Source organism: Alistipes sp. ZOR0009 (assembly GCF_000798815.1).
GTDB lineage: Bacteria > Bacteroidota > Bacteroidia > Bacteroidales > ZOR0009 > Acetobacteroides.
Genome location: NZ_JTLD01000026.1, coordinates 1 through 22,952, shown reverse-complemented (window position 1 = coordinate 22,952; position 22,952 = coordinate 1). Strand labels below are relative to the sequence as shown.

The window sequence follows — 22,952 nt, the reverse complement described above, 5'->3', positions numbered from 1 at the left end:
AGCTCAGTTGGTAGAGCACGTGACTCTTAATCATGGGGTCGTGAGTTCGATCCTCACCGAACCGACAAAGGGAATCCGTTAGGATTCCCTTTTTTGTTGCCTATAATAAAAATGAGGCTACAATCTTCTAAGATGGTAGCCTCTCTAAGTTTCATTTTCTTCAGTCAACGTCATTTAAAAACATTTAGGTTAACCGCTACTCTTACCTTTACTTGTTCAATACGATTGAAAGTTTAGTCATCTTTATAAATACAACGAGGTAAGTCGTTGCGGCATAATTAGGTTAACTTTGGTCTTTATCTTTTACCAAGTAGCCTCCTTGATTGATAATTATTCTGAGAGTTGAGTGGATAACATTGCATCAGGGTGTTAGCACCAGCTAACGTTTTAAAAGGTTTTTCCTTGAATGAATCCACCTCTAAATTGCAGCCTCTCAAAGGAGCCCTACAACAGATAAGAGTAAAGAACCAGGCTTGTGTAACTCCAATTCGGCAGTGGTTTTACCCGCTGTAGCATCCTAGTCTACGTGTTGCTGTAAGTAAAAAGTTGGGGCCAAGCCAAAACCACAACTTTTGCATAACTGGCCAGATCTGTAGTCCAACAAACACCCCATTGGTGTTTCTTTATTATTCCATCTGCTTTCAGTTACTTTTACGAAGACCCTTCGAGTTAAGTTGCAATTTTCTTTTCTTTTTGAAGTGTCTTTTTGTTAAAACTGAATTTTAGGCATAGCAAAGTAAGTAGGTGAAAAGAGTCGGATGTTGTCTCTATTTTGAGGCAAATGTACTTGTTTTATGAGCTGTCTGTCGTCAAAAATAATCTTAAGGAATCGTGTTTTCATGAATTTATGTGTTAAGTTTGATTTGGCGATGCTGCTGCATTAGCTTACTTTACCACCGTCGGATAAAATGAGTGGATGGTAGGCCGTGGCAAAAAGTCTTATTTTTTTAACTTTGTCGAGTTTCGAAATGTAAAAATTAACTTGATAGTAATGCAACCCGGAGGAAGACTTAAAATCAAAGACCTGCTCCGCTCCAAGGAAGTTGGAAGCGAAGTGACGGCAAAAGGTTGGGTACGCACAAAGCGTGGCAACAAGAACGTAGCGTTTATTGCATTAAATGATGGTTCTACGATTAATAATATCCAGGTCGTGGTTGAAGTGTCGAATTTTGACGAGGAGATGCTTAAGCTGATTACGACAGGTGCTTGCCTTCGTGTTGTAGGAACTTTAGTAGAATCAGTAGGTTCAGGGCAGAGTGTTGAAATACAGGCAAAAGAACTGGAGATATACGGAACTGCAGATCCCAATACCTACCCATTGCAAAAGAAGGGGCACTCGCTTGAGTTTCTTCGTGAAATAGCTCACCTGCGCCCACGGACTAACACGTTTAGTGCGGTACTTCGTATTCGTCATGCAATGGCGTTTGCTATACATAACTACTTTAACTCCAAAGGATTTTTCTACCTGCACACACCAATTGTAACGGGGTCGGACGCAGAGGGGGCTGGTGCTATGTTTCAGGTTACTACACTCGATTTAAACAATCTTCCTAAGACTGAGGAGGGTAAGATAGATTATACGCAGGATTTCTTTGGAAAATCGACCAACCTAACTGTTTCAGGACAGCTTGAAGGCGAGCTTGGTGCAATGGCGTTGTCGGAGATTTACACCTTCGGTCCAACCTTCCGTGCCGAAAATTCGAATACGCCTCGCCACTTGGCTGAATTCTGGATGATTGAACCAGAAATGGCGTTCTACGATATTGTGGATAACATGAATCTTGCGGAAGATTTCTTAAAGTCGCTTATTCAATATGCGTTGGATAACTGCATGGAAGATCTGGAGTTCTTGAACAAAATGTATGATGAAGAGCTTATTGATCGTTTGAAATTTGTGGTTAGCAACGATTTTGTCCGTTTACCGTATACAGAAGCAATTGATATTTTGATGGCTAGTGGACAGAAGTTTGAATTCCCTGTAAGTTGGGGGCTAGATCTTCAGTCAGAGCATGAGCGTTACCTCGTGGAAAAGCATTTCATGAAACCGGTAATTCTTACCGACTATCCAAAAGAAATCAAAGCGTTCTACATGAAGCAAAATCCAGATGGAAAGACGGTTCGTGCAATGGATGTTCTTTTCCCAAAGATTGGCGAGATTATAGGAGGTTCGCAGCGTGAGGAAAGTTTGACAACACTTCAAGCACGTATTGCTGAGCTCGAAATCCCTGAAAAGGATATGTGGTGGTATTTAGATACCCGCCGTTTTGGAACAGCACCACACTCTGGATTTGGGTTAGGTTTCGAGCGCTTGCTGCTATTTGTTACCGGTATGGGGAATATTCGTGATGTGATTCCATTCCCAAGAACTCCGAATAACGCAGAGTTTTAATTGTTAATTATAGAGTTACGTTAGAATGCAAAAGTTAAACCTTCAGCAACGGTTACTGCAAAAGTTATCGCCACAGCAAATTCAAATGATAAAGCTGCTGGAGCTTCCTACTATACAGCTAGAACAGCGTATCAAGGAAGAGCTGGAGGTTAACCCTGTACTTGAAGAGGGGGCCGACCATGTGAAGGATGAGGCCGAAATGGCAGCTAAAACACAGGAAGACAACCTCTCAAATATCGACACGTACATAAATGACGACGATACGCCAAGCTACAAGTTGTATGCTAACAACTTCTCTAAAGATATTAGTAAGTCCACCATCCCATTTTCTGTAGGGATTGATTTTCATACGAGCCTCGAAAATCAGATGGGGTTGCGCCCAATAACATCGAGGCAGCAGGCGTTGGGGCAATACCTTATTGGCAGTATAGATGATGATGGATACCTTCGTCGTCCTCTTGAAAATATTGTTGATGATATTGCCTTCGCGCTTAATATAGAGGTTACAGAACAGGAGTTGGAGGAGGTGCTACTCATTATTCAGGATTTTGAACCTGCAGGTGTTGGTGCTCGAACGCTTCAGGAATGCCTGGTAATACAGATTCGCCATAAGGATCAGACGTTGGATTCTGTGCGTAATGCCTCCACCATTTTGGATAGCTTTTTCGAAGAATTTACTAAAAAGCACTACGAAAAAATAGCAAGCCGGATGGGAATTACGGAGGACGAGCTCCGTGATGCGGTTGATGAGATCATAAGCTTAACTCCCAAACCAGGGAGCAGCTATAACGATCCTCATAGCGTTTATGCGGAGCATATTATTCCCGATTTTCTGTTGGAACTTAAAGATGGAGAGCTGCTACTATCGCTAAACTCCATGAACCAGCCCGAGTTAAGAATAAGCAAAGATTATCAGGTGATGCTGAAGGAGTACGTTGCCAAGAAAGCCGAATCTACCAAAAAGGATAAGGAAGCGGTGACGTTTGTTAAGCAGAAAATTGATTCGGCGAAGTGGTTTATAGATGCTCTTAAGCTCAGGCAAAATACGCTAATGCTTACGATGAACGCTATTCTTGAGTTTCAACGTGAGTATTTTATGGAGGGAGATGAAACTAGAATGCGTCCCATGATTCTTAAGGATATCGCTGCCGTTACGGAGCTAGATATATCCACTATTTCACGTGTTGTAAATAGCAAGTATATTCAAACGCATTTTGGGATTTATCCGCTTAAATATTTTTTCTCCGAAGGCATGCAAAATGATAGCGGAGAGGAGGTTTCGACGCGAGAAATTAAAACCATTTTGGAGGAATGTGTGGCTGCTGAAAACAAGAAACAACCGCTTACAGATGAGGCGTTAATGGAGATTCTTAGAGAAAAAGGATATCCAATTGCTCGTCGAACGGTGGCTAAATATCGTGAGCAGCTCAATATTCCCGTTGCACGACTACGAAAGGAGCTATAGCCTATGTTTAAAGTGCTGGCAAAAACGTTCAGCTTTTTGTTGCATCCTCTTTTTATGCCTACCTACGGTATTCTGATTATGTTTCAGGCTGGTAGTGTGGTAACTTTTGTTCCTTGGGAGGTAAAAAAGTATGTGCTCATGGTGGTGATGGCTAATACGCTGCTTTTTCCAATGCTCCTACTCCCGATTTTTGTTAAGCGGAAAATGGCTAAGGACTATAATTTTTCCGAAAAGCAGGAAAGAGTACTACCTCTTTTGTTTACCTTTCTTTTGTTTGCTTTTACCCTTTACTTCTTGGGTGGAGTAGACTTGCCTAAAATCATCAAACTCTTTCTTTTAGGGTCAACATTGGCGGTACTGTGTACCTTGGTCATCAATTTTTTTTGGAAGATTAGCATCCACATGGTGGGAATAGGCGGAATTATGGGCATTATCTTTTTTATTATACTCAAACTTTTGTCCAGTATTGTCGGCTTCCTGCTGATTGGTTTTCTTTTTAGTGGAGTTATTGGAACATCTCGGCTTTACCTTGGGGAGCATAATATTAAGCAGATTGCGGGTGGATATGCCTTGGGGATGTTTACCATGCTTTGTACTGTTTACCTGTTTTAGCGGGCTATTGGGTTAGTCCTTTTCCTATATAAATTTTAACGACATTAAAATGAAGCGATCAGCTATTGGCCTCTTTATGCTTTTATTGGGGCTTGCTCCATATTTTGTTGTGGGGCAAGATAAGGCTGTTTATCAGGTCGATTCTGTAGAAACATCAAATCTTGAACGCTTTTCGAACATGATTATTGACTCGGTGAATAATGGATATCCTCAAATTGTAATTGACCATCTGAGTATGGAAAATTTTTTTGCGGAACTTTGGAGCCAGCTGGATAGTACCTCTATTGCTCATATTCCATCAACCGATATCGAGAACATTAAAATGTATTTCGAAAAGGATTTAAAAAAATCGATTTTCCCATTTCCTGATGATGTTGTTGATAATATTGGCTGGATAGGTAACTATTGGTCGGAATCCGATAGACCGCATTTAATCTATCGCTATGTTTCTGGAGGTAGTTTTGGTTATTTCGATTTAGAGCTGCTGCGCAACGGGGATACTTTTTCGGTAGCAGATGTTTTTGTTTTTTCAACATCTAGCTACTTAAGTACGGTAATGAAAAGCATTCTAGAAAGCACAGTTCAATATGGAAGTTCGGATCCAAGGGTTAATGTCCAAATTGGGTTTACCAATGCTGTAAAGAACGAGAGCTATGCCGAGGCTACAAATCTTTACAATCAACTAACAGAAAAGGAGCAAGATTATGGCTTTAATTGCATACAGCATGTAAAAGCGTTAGCTCTTCAAAATAGGAATAAAGAGGCATTGGATGCTGCTAAGTTTTTTATCAAAAAAGATTCTTCCAATATTGCGACCTACATGCTGCTTTTGAGTATTTATGATAGCTTAAAGGAGTATTCTAAATGCCTTGAGACTGTTAATTCTATCGACAAACTAATTGGTGGCGACATCTTTTTAAACTACCAAAGGGCAGTTTTAAATCGCAAAATGAATAATGCTGTAAGATTTGTCGCTTTTGCTAAGCAGGTAATGCAGGACATGCCAACCTACCAAAAGATGCATCACCAGCTTATAAATGAGGCTCTCGAACTAAAAGATGCGGGTGCCATGATGGATATTCTCGAAGCTTATTCTAGCAACTTTTATGTCACACCAGAGGTTATGGGAAATATAAAAGCAAATGCCTCCTTTATGAAAGACAATCCTCGTTATATTGAGTGGATTAAGGAGAAGACGCTAGAGTATGAGAATTGGGTTAATCCCCAATAACATAAACGCAGCCACAAAGGGCTGCGTTTGCTATTACTAAAAATCGAAAAGATCGCCAAGAAACCCTCGTTTATGCTTGTTAGGATATTTGTCGTGGCTAAAAGGCGACTTATGGCTATCATGATGTTTGTTGTAGTGGTCGTCGTCGTGGTACCCGAAGCCAGGCTGAAGAGAACGCTCGATAATTTTCTCTAACTCTCCACGGTCGAGCCAAATACCGCGACATTTAGGGCAGTAATCTATTTCTACCCCCTGCTTATCGGCCATCATTAGGGGAACATTACATAAAGGGCAATTCATAGCATAAATATTTAGTGATTAATAAAAATGATGCACCCTCTTTTAGGGAGAGTTGCTACCATTTTTCACGAATATAGGAACTTTAGGTAATAAACACTTCACACTAAAAGGGCTTTTCTAATTTGTGCTCCTCGTCGTTGGGTTCGTAGTGAATTTGTACCTCACAGCGCTGAATGGCGCTGCATATGTGTCTTTCTATTTTATGAGATATTTCGTGCGCTTGGCTTAAGCTCAGTGTTGGTTGTAAATGAACAGTTACATTTACAAACGTATCAGCACCTGCAACGCGAACTTTTAGGTCGTGGTAGCATTTCACCTCTTCATTTTCTCTCAGTAAACCGTTTATTTGTTGATAAAGTTCGTTGGGAGCATGGTCGAGTAGAACATCTACGGCTCTACGTCCAAGCTTGTACGAGACGCTGAGTACGATGATTGCAACGCCAAGTGCTGCTGCTGAATCCGCAAAATGGAAGCCAAAATGGGCGCATATTAAGCCAAATAAGACTACTGCGGAACTCCATATATCTGTTGCAAAGTGGAGTGCATCTGCCTCTAGTGCTTGACTGTTATGCTTTTTGGCAACTTTGTATAGAGCTCTAGAACGGGTAACGTCAATAATGATGGATGATACCACAACAATGTAACTCCATACAGAGACTTCTATATGGGTGTTGCCTGAAATTAAACGGCTTATAGCTTCGTAGATAATCCAGATGCAGGTTACCAGAAGCAGGATTGTCTCTATTAGCGCAGAGAGATTTTCTACCTTACCGTGGCCGTAGTTATGATTTTTATCGGCTGGACGGTCGGAGATGCGTACGGAATAGTAGGTGATAACTGCAGCTACCATGTCTAAAGCAGAGTGAAGCGCTTCGGATAGTATCCCTAAGCTACCAGTGAGTAGTCCAACTACGAGCTTGAATCCTGTTAGAAATATGGCTGCCAACACGGAAATTCCTGCTACGTTTTTCTTTTCAGAAGACATTGCGATTTATTTAAGTTGCTGTTTGTTTTGATTTGTTCAGGATACAATATGGTATAGCCATTGCGAGCCAAAAGCAACACAATGGTAAACGGATGAACTTTGTATCTTTAGTTATTACCTGTTGTTATTGAGGAGGCTGCCATATGCGGCAAGAGTAGCAATAAAAAAGAGGTAGGCTATATTCTATCCATGTGTTGGGTAGACTTTCTAGCTTTGTGCTAAGTTCGTAGGTGTAAGTGTTTGCTAAATCCTCGTGGTGGTGGTGGTGCAGGGCAACGGCAGCTGCAAAATTTTTCGAAAAAGGAATTTGTTCGCTGTTGCTGGTTATCATGCACACATCGATGCAGTCGAGCAGTGCTAGCCCGAGCAGCAGTATAGCGACGATGTGTTTTAGCTTACTCATTAGCCGACGAAAGTAAGAAAAAGGGCTCAATTCTCATTAAAACTCCTCTTGTGCATGGGTAGATTATTGAAGTTTGTTGGGTTTTTAGGATGTTGTTTAGGCTTTGCGACCGAAGTATACTTTTTGTACAAAAGTTCTGAATAAGCGATCGGGGGTAATCCAACGCATAAGAAGAAACAGTCGAGCTCCTCCTGCTATGGGATAGCGCAGCTTTCCGCTAGTGGAGATGGCAGCCTTATAGATGCATTTAGCAACCGTCTCGGGATTCGAGCCCATTTGGGTAAAGTTGGAGATCGTTTTTTCTCCTTTAGAAAGCAGCTGCTCATATTCAGGTTCTTCGTTCATGGCTAGTACCTGCTGTGAGCGGCTGTAGAAATCGGTTTTAATAAGTCCTGGCTCTATGATACGAACTTTTATATTAAATGGTTTAAGTTCGTATTGTAGCGATTCTGAAAAACCATCAACAGCCCATTTCGTAGCATGATATAGGCTATACAACGGGAAGCAAAGGCGCCCTCCTACCGAGGCTACATTAACGATAGTTCCCCCCTTGTTCTTTCTAAAAATAGGAAGAATTGCTTTAGACATTGCCATAAGTCCAAATACGTTGGTGTTGAATTGACGTTGAATGATATCCCTGTCTGCAGCCTCGAAGATGCCAATGGCCGCATAGCCAGCATTGTTTACTAGTACATCAATACGACCAAAATCCGTTGTTACTTGCTGTAGGGCGTTATCTATGCTTTCGTTATTGGTAACATCTAATGTGTAGAGTTTTACATTAGGCAAAGCGCGAAGCTCTTGTTCTTTATCAGGCTGGCGCATAGTTGCTGCTACATTCCAGCCTCTTTCTTGAAAATATTTCACGGTGGCTTTTCCTATTCCGCTTGAAGAGCCGGTGATGAGTACGGTTTTTTGCATAGCTGTTGTTGGGGTAAGTGCTGATGGTTAACCAATTTGCGGCTACCAAAATCAGAAAAATTTCTCTAAATCTTTTTTACGTTGCGAGCAGTATTCGAATCCTCGCTTGCCATCGAGCCATTGTGCTAGGTACTCCTGCTCGGGTTGATGAGGCGTTGGAATCAGTACCGCACCTTTTTTTAACGCATTTAGATCCATGATGGTGCTATAGCCTGCTCTCGCGATAATGGTTTGGCTATTGCATACTAGCGACTGCAGCATAGAATCTCCTGCAAAGTCGAGTATTTTTACATTGATGCTAGCCGTGATTGGGTGCGCCTGCTTTGTTCCTCGAAGTAGCATCACGCTTTTACTACTTTGGGAGGCTAGATCGAGTATGATATTTTCGAGTTGTGATCGTTGGGGTTCTGGTCCCGATAAGATGGCTAGTATCTGGTAGTTGGGTAGCGGGATCGGAAGGCTATCAATCGGAAACCGAGAAAGAGGCTTCGTATATAAATAAGTAATCCCAAGTGGTGGCTGACTAATGATGCCTGTAAGGTTGTCTATGCCTTCATAATCAGGGATGAGGCAGGTGTTAAAAGGTTTTATAAGTCGTCTAATGATATGCTTAGAGAGCCATTCCATTGGGATGAGCCGTTTGTTTACCACCTTTAGCTGGTGGGTAACAATGTAGGACTTCGCCTTTTTACTTCTCACTCCGTAGCGATTATCCGAGATGATAATGTCAAATTGCTCTTGTTCCTGTAGAATTGCTATTGCTCTTTTATCTTTTCGGTAGTGCCACATTACCTTTAATGCAATAATCGGAAATTTAAAATATAGCGGGAGGCGCTTGGTATAGGTAATTGCTAGTTGTGGCAACTCGTGAAAGGTGAGTTTAGGAAAGTAGGCTTTGAGTAAATCCAGTGCTTCTCCATCGGATGCAATATGCACATCTTTCCCTTCTTTAAGCTGGTGCTGTATGATAGGTATGCATCGGGCGGCGTGCCCAATGCCCCAGTTAAGCGGGGCGATTAGCACTTTCATGGTTTGGGTTTATGCTGATACTTGTGTATGTATGCCCAACCTATTAGTTACGGTATGGGCTATAGCATGTAGCTCTTCTGCAGGAACCTTAACGAGATCTGGCGCTGGAGTATCTCTATCAATGGTGTACACCATCACCTCTTTAGGTTTTATTTCTGCCAAAAGGTTTAGCCATGCCTCAATCTCTTGATGGGTGGTATTATCAACCGGTTTTCCATCAAAAGTTCCTCGTAAAAACATGGTTTGTATGGTAACCTGTCCTTTAAATTCCTTTAAACGTTCCACCACTTTTGCGGTAGAGTATTCACCATGAGGTTTATTGACTAGCAGCACCGTTTCTTCAAATGCAGAATCTAACTTTAAAATGTTTTGATCTACTTTCTTTAGTGCATTAAAAACTTTTTCGCGTCCAATTAGAGTGGCATTGGAAAGCACGGCAATTTTTGTTTTAGGCGAATGCTCATTGCGTAATGCGATAGTATCATCAATTATGCCTTCAAAGTCTGGGTGCATGGTCGGTTCTCCGTTGCCAGCAAAGGTGATTACATCGGGGAGGTTATGAAATTTTTTGAGTTCCTCTAGTTTCGCTTTGAGTGCTTCTTTTACCTCTTCGCGTGGATGAAAGGCCTTTTTTGCGGAGGTGTCATTCCATCCACATTCACAGTAGATGCAGTCAAAGTTACAAAGTTTACTGTCCACAGGTAGCAGGTTGATGCCTAATGAGCTACCTAATCGGCGGCTTTTTATGGGGCCAAATACTATTTTTTCGAATAAAAAAGTTGCCATACAAGCATTGTTAGTCTATTAGAACTGTCATTTTTGAGTTTTGGTCGATGCTCATTTTTGCAAAGTTGAAGCCCGATATGTGCCATATCCCTGGCTGCTTTGGAGGATTTATACTCCCCCGCAGAGGCTGATTTAGCGCGTTGGCTCCATTCGTTGTTGCTATTTTTACAATTTCCGAAAAGGATAATTCCGACAACTTTTCGGAGAGTTTGCTCATTAGCCTAAAAAGAATAACTGGATGGTTGTCCGTTACGCTTCCAAGTACCAATCTCGTCCCTTTTTGCATAAGATTTTGCAGCGATTCTTCCGAAAGGTTGCAAATATTTTCGGTTGTAACAACTGCATACGAAGGAATGTTGGTCGACATTTTTAGATGTTCTTCTATAGCAGCATCATTTTTAGGCAGCCAGATGCTTTCGTTTGTAGTTGCTACATTGACTATGGCTGGTATGATTATACCCGGATAAAACTCCGTTTGCGCAGTTTCGGCTAGTCTTTCTACAGGCTGGCTAATAGAGACAACCTCCTTCCCATTCAGGCTTATCACCCCAAACTTAACTGGGGTCTCGTTTACACCAAAGATGTAGTGAGCCGAAATCTTTCGCATTAGTTCGTTTTATTGAAAAGGAACGATTTAACATCGGTTGCTGTGGTTGCAACGGTAGTTACTAGCGTTGCATCACCCGAACGGTATATTACCGCTTGCGGGTCGTTGCCCGAACTATTAACGGTTGAAGCTACAATGTTGTTCTCTGAGTTTATCCTAAATCCAATTCCTGTAAACTGCCTGTCTTTAGGAAGTGTTATAAATTCGGTAATCCCCAAATTCCTAGGGTTGCTAATATCTACTTTGCAGATGGTTTGCGATGGAGTTCCATTATCGTTTGCCTTAATGAAAAGTAGCGCATTTTCGGTGGTAGAGAGGGTTAAAGTGCCCTCGTTCCAAGGATTCCAAGAAGCGGTGGCATGCGGACTATTAGTGTTTTTAAATTTCGTAACGTAAAGCGTAGGGCTAACCGAGATGATTGTATCCTCGTTGGTAGTCCAAACGTTTCCTGCTATATCGGCAACGAGGCCCAATTTTCCTGAATTTATAAATCGGGTTAGCAGCAAGGTTGACTTGTTGATGGCTGCAAGGCCATTAAGGGTAAGCGCCATCACGTAGTTCTCGTTCTTAACCATCATCCCAACTCTTCCGTTAAGACCAAGAACCTGACCGGTTATTGCTAGAGGGCTGATGCTAACTCGGTAAACACCCTTATCTGTGCTAAGAAGCGCGCTCGACCTATCTACATTAATAAGGTAGTTTGGCTTGGCTGGGGTAGCTATTCTGTTAATCTCCTTTAAGGTGATGGCATTTAGCACAATAATTTCCGATTCGGTAAGAATGTACATTTTGCCATAGAATGCGGTTGCCGAAGAAATTTTGGCTCCAATCGATTTTCCAGGGTTGGCAGTCTTGTAGGCATTCTCGTCAACTTTCGTGTTGTCCTTATTAATAAAGGTAAGCTGCGATTCGGTGCTGTTGTTGGTAAAGATGAAGGTGCCGCTATCATATGTTCCGCGAACGGTAATATAGTAGTCGATGTAAACTTCGGCAATACCATTGTACACCCGCTGTGTAACGATGTAGCTCCCCGATTCCTTTGATTTAAAGCGGTAGGAGGTTCCCTCTTTTGCTAGAATCTGCCCTTCCATGCTCCATTCAAACGAGAGTTGCTCGGGTTTAATAAATTTCGATTCTAACGTAATTTCTTCATCCGGATTTATGGTGAAGGTGCGCTTGTTGTTTACATCGTTGCTTGCTAATGTTGGACCAGTGAAGTCGGATTTTGTACATGACTGTATTGTTGTAGCCGCTACCGCCGCTACCGCTAGAAGTACATAAATACGAAAGTATTTTACCATTATGGAATGTTTTCGAATGCTGTTGAATACTATAGCAAATATAGTTTGTAAAGATAAATAATCAGAATGCAAAGCAGGTTTTTACACCCGATCGAGCTAAAGAGCTTAAATCAAAATCGTTATAGTCATAATAATCAATAACGATTTAGGGCGTAATGCTATATTACTTTTCTGATGGAGAAAAAAATAAAACAATTATTACCTTTGTGCCCTCATGTGGAAAGATTTGGATGCTTGCAACCACAGAAAAAAATGCTAAAACTAAATAGTATTTCTGTCCATCCTTAAATCCTTTCTGATTTATTGTTCAATTACCAAACAGTTTAAAAAGAAATGGGATACTTATTTACATCTGAGTCTGTTTCTGAGGGACATCCAGACAAGGTGGCCGATCAAATTTCGGATGCAATTCTTGATCAATTTTTAACCCAAGATCCAAACTCTAAGGTTGCCTGCGAAACGCTTGTAACTACAGGTTTGGTTGTAATCAGCGGCGAAGTTAACACCGAGGGTTATGTAGACGTTCAGGATGTTGCTCGCCGGGTTATCAACAAAATTGGGTACAACAAGGCCGAGTATAAGTTTGACGGAGACTCTTGCGGGGTGATCTCTGCAATTCACGAGCAGTCTCCAGATATTAACCGCGGCGTTAGCCAAGAGGAAAAGGGTGCAGGCGATCAAGGCGCAGGCGACCAAGGACTAATGTTCGGATATGCCTCTAACGAAACGGATGAGTACATGCCGCTTTCGTTGACTCTTTCGCACATGCTGCTTCTGGAGCTGTCAAAGATTCGTCGCGAAGGTAAGGAAATGACCTACCTACGTCCAGACTCTAAATCGCAGGTTACCATAGAGTATAACGATAACAACCAGCCTGAGCGCATCAATACCATCGTAGTATCTACTCAGCACGACGAGTTTGCTAGCGATGAGGAGATGCAGAAAACTATTAAGGCTGATGTTCAAAATATCCTTATTCCACGCATCAAGGCTCTTCTGCCCGAGCGCGTTCAAAAGCTATTTACAGGGGATATCATTCTTCACGTAAACCCAACTGGCAAGTTTGTAATTGGAGGTCCTCATGGTGATACCGGTCTTACAGGTCGTAAGATTATTGTAGATACCTACGGAGGTAAAGGAGCTCACGGTGGTGGCGCATTTTCCGGTAAGGATTCGTCTAAGGTAGACCGTTCGGCTGCTTATGCTGCCCGCTACATTGCCAAGAATCTTGTTGCTGCAGGTGTAGCTAACGAGGTGTTGGTACAGGTTGCCTACGCAATCGGTGTTGCTCAGCCAGTAAGCGTTTATGTAAACACCTACGGCACCGCAAAACAAGGTTTAACCGATGCACAAATTAGCGCTAAGGTTGCGCAGCTGTTCGATCTTCGTCCAGCTAAGATTGTGGAGAAGTTTGGATTAAAGAATCCAATTTTCGAAGAAACGGCTGCTTACGGACACTTTGGTCGCGATCCGTTTACTCGTAAAATATTTGTTGGGCCGCTAAACAATCAGGTTGAGAAGGAAGTTGAATTCTTTACTTGGGAAAAGTTGGATAGCGTAGAGCTGCTTAAGAAAGAATTTGGTTTATAATCCAAGTTGATATAAGGAAAAGGAGAGCCGTTAGGTTCCCCTTTTTTATTCGAAATGGTAATGCTTTCGGATATGCTTTTTGACGTGCCAAGTGCACGTTAGGCCGGCATCAAACTCCACCCAGTCGCCTGCACCAAATGAAATGATGTTGCCCTGTGGATCTTCAACATTAACTTCGCCCTCAAGAATGTAGCACACCTCCTTTTGGGCGTAGTGCCAAGGAAAGGTGCTGGCCTCACACGTCCAAATCTCCCAACTTTTGGCTATGGCCGCTTCGGATTCGGTCGGTTTTCTTACTCTCATTTTCATGACTTCCGATTTTGATGCTGCAAAAATAAAAAAGGCCGAATGAAAATCATTCAGCCTTTTGTTGAGGTTTCGAGCGGATTCGAACCGCTGTACACGGTTTTGCAGACCGTTGCCTAGCCACTCGGCCACGAAACCCGATTGCGAGTGCAAAGATAGAAAAAAATCAGCGTTTGCAAGAGGAGTCGTTAACTTTTTCGCTAAATGCAGCTAAACAGGAGGGGCATAGGCAGGTTTTATATCTCGTTTTAAGTAGCTTAAGATTCTCATCCGAGATGCTAAAATTTTGGCACCAGCACTTGCCTGTTGCGGTGCTGCAGGTAAACGTTTGCCCGCATTGTGGGCAAACGCTCTGCTTTATCTTTTCCTCATCACGTAGCATGGGCTGTCCAGTTGTCTACTTTATTAGCGTTACGCTTACCTTTTCGATGGCACCTCCCATTGGTGGATTCATCTTCGAAACCTTTACTTTAACCTTTTGTACGCCCGAGAGCTCATTGTAGATACCTTCAATAATTCGGCCCCCTACGTGCTCGAGCAGGTGGGAACGGATGGCAACCTCGCGCTTTACGATATTGTAGGCAAGCTGGTAGTTTACGGCATCGCCAATGCTGTCGGTTTTGGATGGAACCTCAGCATCCATTTCGATGGTTAAATCAACCTTAAACTTGTTGCCTACAATGGCCTCCTCTTCAAAGCAGCCGTGGTAGGCGTAGAACTCCATGTTCTCTATTTCTATGATACCTTGCATTTCTCTTTTTTTGGCAAAGGTAATGGTTTAAATGATTTTGGAGGGATATCTCGAGGCTTGTTCCTTTTCAGAAAACCGCCTTTGAACCTTAATTGCGCGATTTATGGAACATTATTCCGCTAGTAAGCATCACTTTGTATATATTTGTAGTTCCAACCGGCGCAACCGGTTGTAGATACTAGAAATTACAAACGTATGAGCGACAATAAGGCAGAAGTTTCAGGTGCTGAAGAAAGGACGCTGAACTTTCTTGAGGAGATTATCGAAGAGGATATTAAGAGTGGTAAGCACGACGGAAGAGTTTTGACTCGCTTCCCTCCAGAGCCTAATGGCTACCTACATATTGGGCATGCAAAGTCTATCTGCCTAAATTTTGGTTTGGCAAAAAGATATGGTGGGGCAACCAACCTTCGCTTCGATGATACCAACCCTGTGAAGGAGGATGTGGAGTATGTAGATTCTATAAAGGATGATGTAAAGTGGTTAGGCTTTGAGTGGGCCAACGAGTTTTACGCTTCCGACTACTTCGACCAGCTTTACGAATGGGCTTGCGAGCTTATTAGAAGGGGAAAAGCTTACGTTGACGATCAAACTCAGGAGGAGATTCGTAAGGGACGTGGAACCGTTACCGTGCCAGGTACCGAAAGCCCCTTCCGTAACCGTTCCGTTGAGGAAAACCTCGACCTATTCCAACGCATGAAGAATGGCGAGTTCGAAAACGGCGCACGCGTGCTTCGCGCCAAGATTGACATGGCTCACCCCAACATGTTCTTCCGCGATCCGCTGCTGTACCGCATTATCCACACCCATCACCACCGTACGGGCGATAAGTGGTGCATTTACCCCATGTACGACTGGGCTCACGGCCAGTGCGACTCTATCGAAAAGATTACCCACTCTATATGCACGCTCGAATTCGACGTGCACCGTCCGCTTTACGATTGGTTTATCGACAATTTGGAGATATTCCCTTCTAAGCAGTACGAGTTTGCCCGCTTGAACCTTACCTACACCGTAATGAGCAAGCGTAAGCTGCTCGAGCTGGTAAAAAACAGCTACGTGACCGGTTGGGACGATCCTCGTATGCCCACCATCTCGGGTATCCGTCGTCGTGGATACACTGCCGAAGCTATCCGTAATTTCGCTGAGCGTATTGGCGTTGCCAAGCGCGACAACGTGATCGACTTTTCGCTGCTAGAGTTTTTCGTTCGCGAAGATTTGAACAAGCGTGCCGAGCGTCGCATGGCGGTGCTTAATCCGCTTAAGGTGGTTATCACCAACTATCCCGAAAACCAATCGGAGGAGCTCGAAGCCGTTAATAACCCCGAGGATGCCGCTGCAGGTAGCCGTATGGTGCCTTTTGGCCGCGAAATTTTTATAGAGCGCGACGACTTTATGGAAGTTGCCCCTAAAAAGTATTTCCGCCTAGCCATTGGACAGGAAGTACGCCTACGCTACGCCTACTTTATTAAGGCAACCGATGTGGTAAAGGATGCTGATGGTAACATCATCGAGGTGCATGCCACCTACGACCCTGCATCGCGCGGAGGAAACTCTCCTGATGGTCGAAAAGTTCAGGGAACCATCCACTGGGTATCTGCGCAGCATGCCAAGAAGGCTCAGGTGCGCTTATACGACCGCCTATTTACCCGATCGGACATGGACAACCTTACCGAAGAGGAAGACTACAAGGATTTCTTGAATCCCGACTCGTTAAAGGTGATCGAGGCGCTTATAGAGCCAGATTTGGCCAACCATGCCGCTGGTAAAACATTCCAGTTCGAGCGTATCGGCTATTTCTGTGTAGATAGCGACTCTTCGGAGCAGCAGGTGGTGTTTAACCGCACCGTAACGCTGAAAGATTCGTGGGCAAAAATTGCTGCCAAGTAAGCTAACCATATAAAAGAAAAGGCGGATCGTTACGATTCGCCTTTTTTATTCTTAGCAGGTGGAGGGTTACCCCACAACCTTTATCAAGCTTCCATTTTCCTTTCGCAGCTCCTGCTTGCCCTTCATGGTGGTTACCAGCACATCGTGCCCCTCGAATGTGGCGTATACCGCGTTGGTTGCAACGCTTTTGTGCACCGAGCCATTCTCCTTACGCAGCTCAACTTTGCCCTGATCGGTTACGCAAAGGATTAGCGAATTATCTGGACTAAGTTCGGCGCAAATAATCTCGCCATGCCCAATTGAACCTACAATTTGGCCGTCTTTTACAATGTCAGCCTTGCCATTGTTAACAACAACTGAATTCATAATAGTTAGTTTTAAGTTTTTTGACACCCCCTAATGTAGCTAATAAATGTAAATATTGCTCGTTTTGTGGATAACTTTTTTGTTAAACGGGATAACGATAGCGCATCGCGCTTACCTTTGCGCGCACATTGTCCTATGGTGTAATTGGCAACACGTCTGACTCTGGATCAGAAGAGTTCAGGTTCGACCCCTGATAGGACAACTAAGAGGTAGCTTACGGCTACCTTTTTTTGTTTTAGGTGGGTTTAGGAGGCGCCTGCAAACCTCTGTATTGGCGTTGGGCTGGTACAAACCTCTTTTTGTAGGGATAAATGCTAGTGGATGTCGTTTAGCAGCGCGTAAATCTACCTAGTAGCCCGCTGGCCATTCTTAGCTGCTACTTTTCGATCTCTAGCAGCTCGTTTCTGGCTTCTGCCACCTTTTTTCATCCGTTAGCCATTTCTTTCCGCCATTTAGCTACGTTTTTCCGGCGTTTAGCTGCGCGTTTCCGGCGTTTAGCTGCACATTTCCGGAAGATAGACAAGCAATTACGATTCGGAAACCTTTGTCGAAAGGCCGGAAACCTGCAGCTAAATGCAGCCAACGTTCAGCTAAACGCCGTAGATGCTTGGCTAAAGGCCTCGCTTGTGCTGCTAAATACCGAAAGTTCTTTTGAAACGGGGTAACCTTTTTTCGGAAGGCTGGTAGAGTATTACTATATCGCGCCCATCTATTTTGAAGGTATTCTAGCTGGTGGCGAGCGCTGCTGCTACATGTCGAGAGGCGTTGAGGTAGCCGCTTGGTGCATTAGGATGCTTCGAAGGGCTGCGTATTGTTGTCCTGCATTTCTTATCCGATTGCGGAGGGCGGTAGGCAACCCGCTAAGTAGGGTAGCACCTATTGAGGTGGGTATAAGTATAAGGCAGGCATCTCTTTTGTTGGTATACAGGTAATTAAAGGGTAAAGAGATGCCTGCCTAGCTTGAAATAAAGGGAATATCTTACTTACTAGATGCTATTAACGGTGCTTAAACCCGTTTTAGCATGCTCGTAGCTCATTTTATTCGTGTTTTTAAAAGATTTTAGTACGGCTATGCGTGCTTTATCTTCGTTTAAGGTGCGCTTACGCTTCTCCTACTCCTCTGCAGGTGCTGCTGGTTTCTCCTTATGCTTTATGGTGCTAAGGGTACCTTTTGCTAGCATCCCCCCAAGTAGCACTAAAAGGGCTGCCATTACAAATGGGGCTCCAGGAAAGTATACTGGGGCACTTTTAGAGGTGAAGAAGGAGAATAATCCGGTCATTAAAAGGGGGCCAATAATAGAAGTAAGGCTCATAAGGCTCGTTAAAGCACCTTGAAGCTCTCCTTGCTCGTTGGCGGGGACTTGGTTGGAGATGATTCCCTGTATGGCAGGTCCTGCAACGCCTCCTAACGAAAATGGTAGCATTAGGGCAAAGAGCATCCACCCTTGAGGAACAAATGCGGTGAGTAGAAGCCCTAGCACCGAGAAGGTAAGTCCAAAGTATACGGATTTAACGGGGCCAAGCTTCGGATTAATAACCCGTATCAGCCCACCTTGCACGATGGCTACCGATAAGCCCACCATGGCCAGCGACAGGCCAACAATCATCTCGCTCCAACCAAACTTTTCCATCGTAAAGAAGGTCCAGGTGCTTTGCGTGGCGTAGTTGGAGAGGTAAATGCAGATGAGCGAGGCCACCAAGCCCGATATGATGGGGTACTTGCGCAGCTGCTTGAGCGACCCAATGGGGTTGGCGCGCTTTATGTCGAAGCGGCGCCTATTTCGTTTAGACAAAGACTCTGGCAGCACGAAGTAGCCGTATATCCAGTTGATAAAAGTTAGCGCAGCTGCCACGTAAAAGGGAATACGGAACCCGTAGTGCCCTAAAACACCTCCCAACGCGGGACCAATAATGAATCCCAGCCCAAAGGCGGCGCCAATGAGGCCAAAGTTTTGCGCACGCTTTTCGGGGGTGCTAATATCCGCAATGTAGGCGGCCGCAGTGGTAAAGCTGGCGCCCATAACTCCCGCTAAGATGCGTCCAACAAATAACCAACCTATGGTAGGCGCAAAAGCAATGATGAGGTAGTCTACTCCGAATCCAAAAAGCGATGCAAGAAGAATTGGCCGGCGACCAAACCTGTCGCTCAGGTTTCCAAGTATCGGCGAGCAGATAAACTGCATGATGGCGAACGAAAACATAAGCCAACCGCTATACAGGGAGGCGTTGCTTAGGTCGCCGCCGGTAAGATGGCTTATATACTTAGGTAGAATCGGGATTATAATTCCAAAACCGATTACATCCAGAAGAATTGTTACGAAAATGAATCCTAACGCTGGTTTTTTGGCTACTGACATTCTATTATATACTTCTTATTTGATGCAAAGAAACGAATACCAAATTTTATGCGCCACCAAAAATCGACAAAAGGTAAAATAGGAAGGATAAATTGCGTGAAAAGGGGCTTAAACGGATTTTACGGGGGGCTAAAAAGAAAGGCGGCTTTACCAGCTGCTGGCAAAACCGCTCTTTCTTTCTGTGGGCAGTAAAAAGGGAGGCAAATCTCTCTGCCTCCCCCATAGATTTAGAAACCGCTAACGTTTAGACGTCCGCCAGTTACGCATTTACCTCTAAGAGATGTTGTCGCAACCGCAGAATTTAAAATTGCATCTTTAATTTGAGCCATTGTGGCATTAGGGTGAGTAGACGCGTAAAGAGCTGCAGCACCTGTAACGTGAGGCGTAGCCATCGAGGTTCCGCTCATAGTTCCGTAGGTCGAACCTCCGCCAGACTGTGGCATGCAGGAGTAAATGTTAGACCCTGGAGCACCTATGTCTACAGAGGTAGCACCATAGTTCGAAAAGGAGGATCTGCCGCCCGATGAGGTGATCGAAGCCACCGCAATAATGTTGGAGCTGGTGTAGCTGGCAGGGTAGCTTGGGGTTCTGTCGTTGTTATCGCCAATTCCATCCCAACCGCCGTTGCCTGCAGCTGCAATAAATAGGATACCAGCAGCCGAAGCTCTGTCTATAGCGTCCTTAAGGGCTTGCGAGAAGCCTCCGCCGCCCCACGAGTTGTTAAGGGCAACCAGCTTAAGGTTATGTCTTGTCTTTAAGTCAACAAAATAGTCGATCGCAAGAATTGCGTTGGCCGATGTACCGCCGTTAGGGCCTAAAAATTTGCCGCTAAGCATTTTTACATTCCAGCATACGCCAGCAACACCAATGTTATTGCCGCCAACACCGCCTATAGTACCTCCTACGTGCGTACCATGCTCGTCGCCGGCGCTATCAAACACGGCATTGTTGTTTCCATCAAAGTTCCAGCCGTAAACATCGTCGATGTAGCCATTGCCATCATCGTCTATGCCGTTATTGGCAATTTCTCCAGGGTTAACACCTGCGTTGGCGGCCAAATCGGCGTGGTTGTACATGTAACCTTCGTCAATTATACCCACATACACGGTCGACGAACCGGTGTGGTTAAGCGCCCAAGCCTCTGCAGCCTGGCACCCGTACTGGTTGGCGGGTGTCGAGGCATCACCTTGCATGCCCCAAAGCGAACCGTTGGTAAAGTAAGGGTCGTTGGAGGTTACCTGTGTTTTGTAGATGTAGTTAGGTTCTGCAAATTCAACCTCAGGCATTTGATTTAGCTTTGCAATTGCTTCCTCAATCGATGTTTTGATGGAGTAAAGATAAACGGCACCGTTGTCGGTTCCTTTTAGCTTCGATCCGTAAATCTTTTGAACAACCGTACCGCCAAAAGCTTGCATAACGTTAGTTTTTGACTTCAAGGTTTGTCCATCTTTAAACTTTACGATTAGTTCTCCAGGAACAAAGTTCTGGGAAGGAGCAACACTAAATTCTTTCTGCGAAGAATTTACATTAACAGAATCGTCCTGCTTCGAGCAGCCAACGATTAGCATTGATGCTGCAACGAGCATCGAAATACACAATAATTTTACGTTCATAGATAGAAATGTTTTGTTTATACGATAACATTAACGCTAGTTGTGTAAAGTATGTTTATTTTTTTGCCATTAATTTTTACATATATTTTTATTTTGATTTGATGTTAAGCAATCTGTGTTGTTTTTTAGATAACATCAGGTATAAATAGATGTTATAATTAACACACAAACTGTAATAGCTATTTACGAAAAGCATGATGGATGAGGCTTTATACAGGTGTTCTTCGAAGCCTTTTTTTGGTTTAATGCATGTTTTTTAGGAATTCTATAGGTACATTTTCTACTTCTTTGCCGTGTAATTCCTCTAAACACGAATAATGAAGCGAACACTAACCATTTTTACGCTACTTGTAGCACTTTTAGCGGCCTCTATCGGGGCACAGGCGCAAGACCAAGCCATACAAAGGGGGCTAGATGCGGTGACAACGTCCGCCATTAAGGCGCATGTAAACTTTTTGGCATCGCCGCTACTCGAAGGGCGCTATCCATCTCAACGCGGAGGCGCGTTAGCTGCCGAATATATCGCCGCAGCCTTTACTCAATACGGCATACAGCCCGCAGGCGATGTTGCTGATGGTAAGAAAACCTACTTTCAAAATTTCGATATAGTAAGGTACTCCCAACCTTTCGACTGGCAGTTTTCTATCGATGCGGGGCAGGGAAGTATCCTACCAACTCCTAATATTGACTTCTCTATTGCTAATAGAAGGCTGAGTAACGGGTTTTCGCTATCCGACAATGTGGTTTTTGTAGGTTACGGGCTAAGTTTACCCGAATATGGTATCGATTCTTACGGAAAGTTGGATGTTAAAGGTAAGATTGTGGTTGTTCAGCCTGTAGGGAAGGAGGATTTGGCGGGATTTAGCCACTTCAAAGGGCTAAGTAACGAAAAGCAAGAGGCTATTCTGGCAAGTCAGGAGGCTGAAATTTCAAAACGAAAACCGGCTGCCGTCATCTTTTTGCGAAATGCAAAGGATCTCATGGGTAAGATGCCTAATGCTAAGCCTACCATTTTCTTCGAAGACAACCTTTCGCTACCTTCTAACGACTTTAAATCGCCTACTATTAGGGTAAACCTGAATAAAGGACTCGTTTACCAAGGTTTTAAGCAGCATGGGTTAGATATTAACACCGTTGATTTTAAGTTTAAGGGTGTTAAGCTACCTATTAAGATTAGCTTGTCGGCCAAAATTAAGGGAACCCCATTGCGAGATAGAAATGTTTTGGGGATGATTGCAGGCGAGGATACCACTAAGTGTATTATAGTAGGAGCTCATTACGATCACCACGGAACATGGAATGGCGTAGTATATCCAGGTGCCGATGATAATGCAAGTGGTACCGCTGGTATAATAATGCTGGCAAAGGCGCTGAAAGAGTCGGGCATAAAGCCAAAAGTAAACGTAATTTTTGCCCTTTGGACAGCCGAAGAAAAGGGATTAGTGGGATCTACCTTCTATGCGAGGAATCCAATAATACCGCTAAGCCAAACAGCGATGTATGTAAATTACGACATGATTGGTCGTAATGCGGTTGATGATACGGCAAGAGTTCGTGCTCATTTCTTTTATCTCGATAGGCAACCTGTAATAAAGGAGATCGTGGAAAGGAATAATAAAAGGCTAGGGAATATTCTTTTACTTACAAATGCGGCAACGGAGGGTGGTTACTGGAGCGATCATGGGCCTTTTTATGAGCGAGGCGTGGTATTTATGGGATGGGCAGCCGGCAATCATCCCGATTACCATAAGCCAACCGACACCCCAGATAAGATAGACCCAGAAAAAATTCAAAAAATAGTTCGGTTGAGTTTCCTCAATATGCTAGATTTCGCAAACGGACAATAATCTTTTGAAAGGAAATATAGAGCATAGCCATAATTCGGCTATGCTTTTTTATTTTAGAGTGACGGAGTTTGAGCAATGTTGAGGCATTTTTAAAGATACTTTTTTCCTAGTTTATCTTTCATTCTAAAAAAACACCCCTCCTATCTTTGTGGTAAGTATTAGCTTTAGAGGGATGAAGGACTCGTTAACGCGCTGCCGTGGGG

21 protein-coding genes and 3 tRNA genes are annotated in these 22,952 nt (G+C 43.7%); 9 read left to right on the top strand and 15 right to left on the bottom strand.

From position 1 onward, the window contains the following. The 5 genes from L990_RS08705 to L990_RS08685 all read left to right on the top strand — a co-directional run bounded on the left by L990_RS08705 (window position 1) and on the right by L990_RS08685 (window position 5,697). A tRNA-Lys gene (locus L990_RS08705) sits at window positions 1–58 on the top strand. Window positions 59–991: 933 nt separating this feature from the next. Further along, window positions 992–2,389 (top strand): asparagine--tRNA ligase, encoded by a 1,398-nt coding sequence (gene asnS / locus L990_RS08700; RefSeq protein ID WP_047447751.1) that lies wholly within the window; start codon window positions 992–994, stop codon window positions 2,387–2,389. A 25-nt stretch (window positions 2,390–2,414) separates the two neighbouring features. Then, window positions 2,415–3,854 (top strand): RNA polymerase factor sigma-54, encoded by a 1,440-nt coding sequence (gene rpoN / locus L990_RS08695; protein ID WP_047447748.1) that lies wholly within the window; start codon window positions 2,415–2,417, stop codon window positions 3,852–3,854. 3 nt (window positions 3,855–3,857) lie between these two features. Further along, window positions 3,858–4,466, top strand: coding sequence for a hypothetical protein (locus L990_RS08690; protein ID WP_047447746.1), 609 nt, complete (start codon window positions 3,858–3,860; stop codon window positions 4,464–4,466). A gap of 49 nt (window positions 4,467–4,515) precedes the next feature. After that, window positions 4,516–5,697, top strand: coding sequence for a tetratricopeptide repeat protein (locus L990_RS08685; RefSeq protein ID WP_047447744.1), 1,182 nt, complete (start codon window positions 4,516–4,518; stop codon window positions 5,695–5,697). Between the two features lie 36 nt (window positions 5,698–5,733). Here the strand turns inward: L990_RS08685 and L990_RS08680 are convergent, their stop codons facing one another. The 8 genes from L990_RS08680 to L990_RS08645 all read right to left on the bottom strand — a co-directional run bounded on the left by L990_RS08680 (window position 5,734) and on the right by L990_RS08645 (window position 12,029). Beyond that, complete coding sequence (locus L990_RS08680) at window positions 5,734–5,997, bottom strand: zf-TFIIB domain-containing protein (protein WP_047447742.1); 264 nt, start codon at window positions 5,995–5,997, stop codon at window positions 5,734–5,736. A 103-nt stretch (window positions 5,998–6,100) separates the two neighbouring features. Further along, entirely contained in the window at window positions 6,101–6,982 is an 882-nt protein-coding gene (locus L990_RS08675) for a cation diffusion facilitator family transporter (RefSeq protein ID WP_047447740.1), read from the bottom strand. Between the two features lie 124 nt (window positions 6,983–7,106). Continuing rightward, complete coding sequence (locus tag L990_RS08670; RefSeq protein WP_047447738.1) at window positions 7,107–7,385, bottom strand: hypothetical protein; 279 nt, start codon at window positions 7,383–7,385, stop codon at window positions 7,107–7,109. 96 nt (window positions 7,386–7,481) lie between these two features. After that, entirely contained in the window at window positions 7,482–8,306 is an 825-nt protein-coding gene (locus L990_RS08665; protein WP_047447736.1) for an SDR family oxidoreductase, read from the bottom strand. A gap of 51 nt (window positions 8,307–8,357) precedes the next feature. Beyond that, complete coding sequence (locus L990_RS08660) at window positions 8,358–9,335, bottom strand: glycosyltransferase (RefSeq protein ID WP_052180865.1); 978 nt, start codon at window positions 9,333–9,335, stop codon at window positions 8,358–8,360. Window positions 9,336–9,344: 9 nt separating this feature from the next. After that, on the bottom strand, window positions 9,345–10,121 hold the full coding sequence (locus tag L990_RS08655) for a radical SAM protein (protein WP_047447734.1): 777 nt from the start codon (window positions 10,119–10,121) through the stop codon (window positions 9,345–9,347). 10 nt (window positions 10,122–10,131) lie between these two features. Further along, entirely contained in the window at window positions 10,132–10,728 is a 597-nt protein-coding gene (locus L990_RS08650; RefSeq protein ID WP_047447732.1) for a hypothetical protein, read from the bottom strand. Next, window positions 10,728–12,029, bottom strand: coding sequence for a DUF5074 domain-containing protein (locus L990_RS08645; protein ID WP_047447730.1), 1,302 nt, complete (start codon window positions 12,027–12,029; stop codon window positions 10,728–10,730). The genes L990_RS08650 and L990_RS08645 overlap by 1 nt, the downstream gene beginning before the upstream one ends. 333 nt (window positions 12,030–12,362) lie before the next feature. Between L990_RS08645 and metK the strand changes: the two genes are divergently transcribed. Beyond that, complete coding sequence (metK, locus tag L990_RS08640) at window positions 12,363–13,619, top strand: methionine adenosyltransferase (RefSeq protein ID WP_047447728.1); 1,257 nt, start codon at window positions 12,363–12,365, stop codon at window positions 13,617–13,619. A gap of 45 nt (window positions 13,620–13,664) precedes the next feature. On the opposite strand, the gene L990_RS08635 is transcribed toward metK, so the two are convergent. The 4 genes from L990_RS08635 to folB all read right to left on the bottom strand — a co-directional run bounded on the left by L990_RS08635 (window position 13,665) and on the right by folB (window position 14,676). Then, entirely contained in the window at window positions 13,665–13,928 is a 264-nt protein-coding gene (locus tag L990_RS08635; protein WP_047447726.1) for a cupin domain-containing protein, read from the bottom strand. A 64-nt stretch (window positions 13,929–13,992) separates the two neighbouring features. Further along, a tRNA-Cys gene (locus L990_RS08630) sits at window positions 13,993–14,063 on the bottom strand. Window positions 14,064–14,091: 28 nt separating this feature from the next. Then, window positions 14,092–14,307, bottom strand: a complete 216-nt coding sequence (locus L990_RS20630; RefSeq protein ID WP_081981654.1) for a cysteine-rich CWC family protein — start codon at window positions 14,305–14,307, stop codon at window positions 14,092–14,094. Between the two features lie 15 nt (window positions 14,308–14,322). Then, the gene (gene folB / locus L990_RS08625) at window positions 14,323–14,676 is read right to left on the bottom strand and encodes a dihydroneopterin aldolase (protein ID WP_047447724.1); all 354 of its coding nucleotides are present in this window, start codon (window positions 14,674–14,676) and stop codon (window positions 14,323–14,325) included. Between the two features lie 195 nt (window positions 14,677–14,871). Here folB and L990_RS08620 point away from each other — a divergent pair, with 195 nt between their 5' ends. Beyond that, a complete protein-coding gene (locus L990_RS08620) occupies window positions 14,872–16,566 on the top strand; it encodes a glutamine--tRNA ligase/YqeY domain fusion protein (protein WP_047447723.1) in 1,695 nt (564 codons plus the stop codon). A gap of 66 nt (window positions 16,567–16,632) precedes the next feature. On the opposite strand, the gene L990_RS08615 is transcribed toward L990_RS08620, so the two are convergent. Further along, entirely contained in the window at window positions 16,633–16,932 is a 300-nt protein-coding gene (locus L990_RS08615; RefSeq protein WP_047447721.1) for a hypothetical protein, read from the bottom strand. Window positions 16,933–17,061: 129 nt separating this feature from the next. On the opposite strand from L990_RS08615, the gene L990_RS08610 reads away from it, so the two are divergent. Then, window positions 17,062–17,134: transfer RNA gene (locus tag L990_RS08610), tRNA-Gln, on the top strand. Between the two features lie 910 nt (window positions 17,135–18,044). On the opposite strand, the gene L990_RS08605 is transcribed toward L990_RS08610, so the two are convergent. Both L990_RS08605 and L990_RS08600 read right to left on the bottom strand, forming a co-directional pair. Further along, complete coding sequence (locus L990_RS08605) at window positions 18,045–19,289, bottom strand: TCR/Tet family MFS transporter (protein WP_047447719.1); 1,245 nt, start codon at window positions 19,287–19,289, stop codon at window positions 18,045–18,047. 227 nt (window positions 19,290–19,516) lie between these two features. After that, a complete protein-coding gene (locus L990_RS08600) occupies window positions 19,517–20,902 on the bottom strand; it encodes a S8 family peptidase (protein WP_047447717.1) in 1,386 nt (461 codons plus the stop codon). A gap of 317 nt (window positions 20,903–21,219) precedes the next feature. Between L990_RS08600 and L990_RS08595 the strand changes: the two genes are divergently transcribed. Beyond that, complete coding sequence (locus L990_RS08595; RefSeq protein ID WP_047447714.1) at window positions 21,220–22,749, top strand: M20/M25/M40 family metallo-hydrolase; 1,530 nt, start codon at window positions 21,220–21,222, stop codon at window positions 22,747–22,749. Window positions 22,750–22,952: the final 203 nt, after the last annotated feature.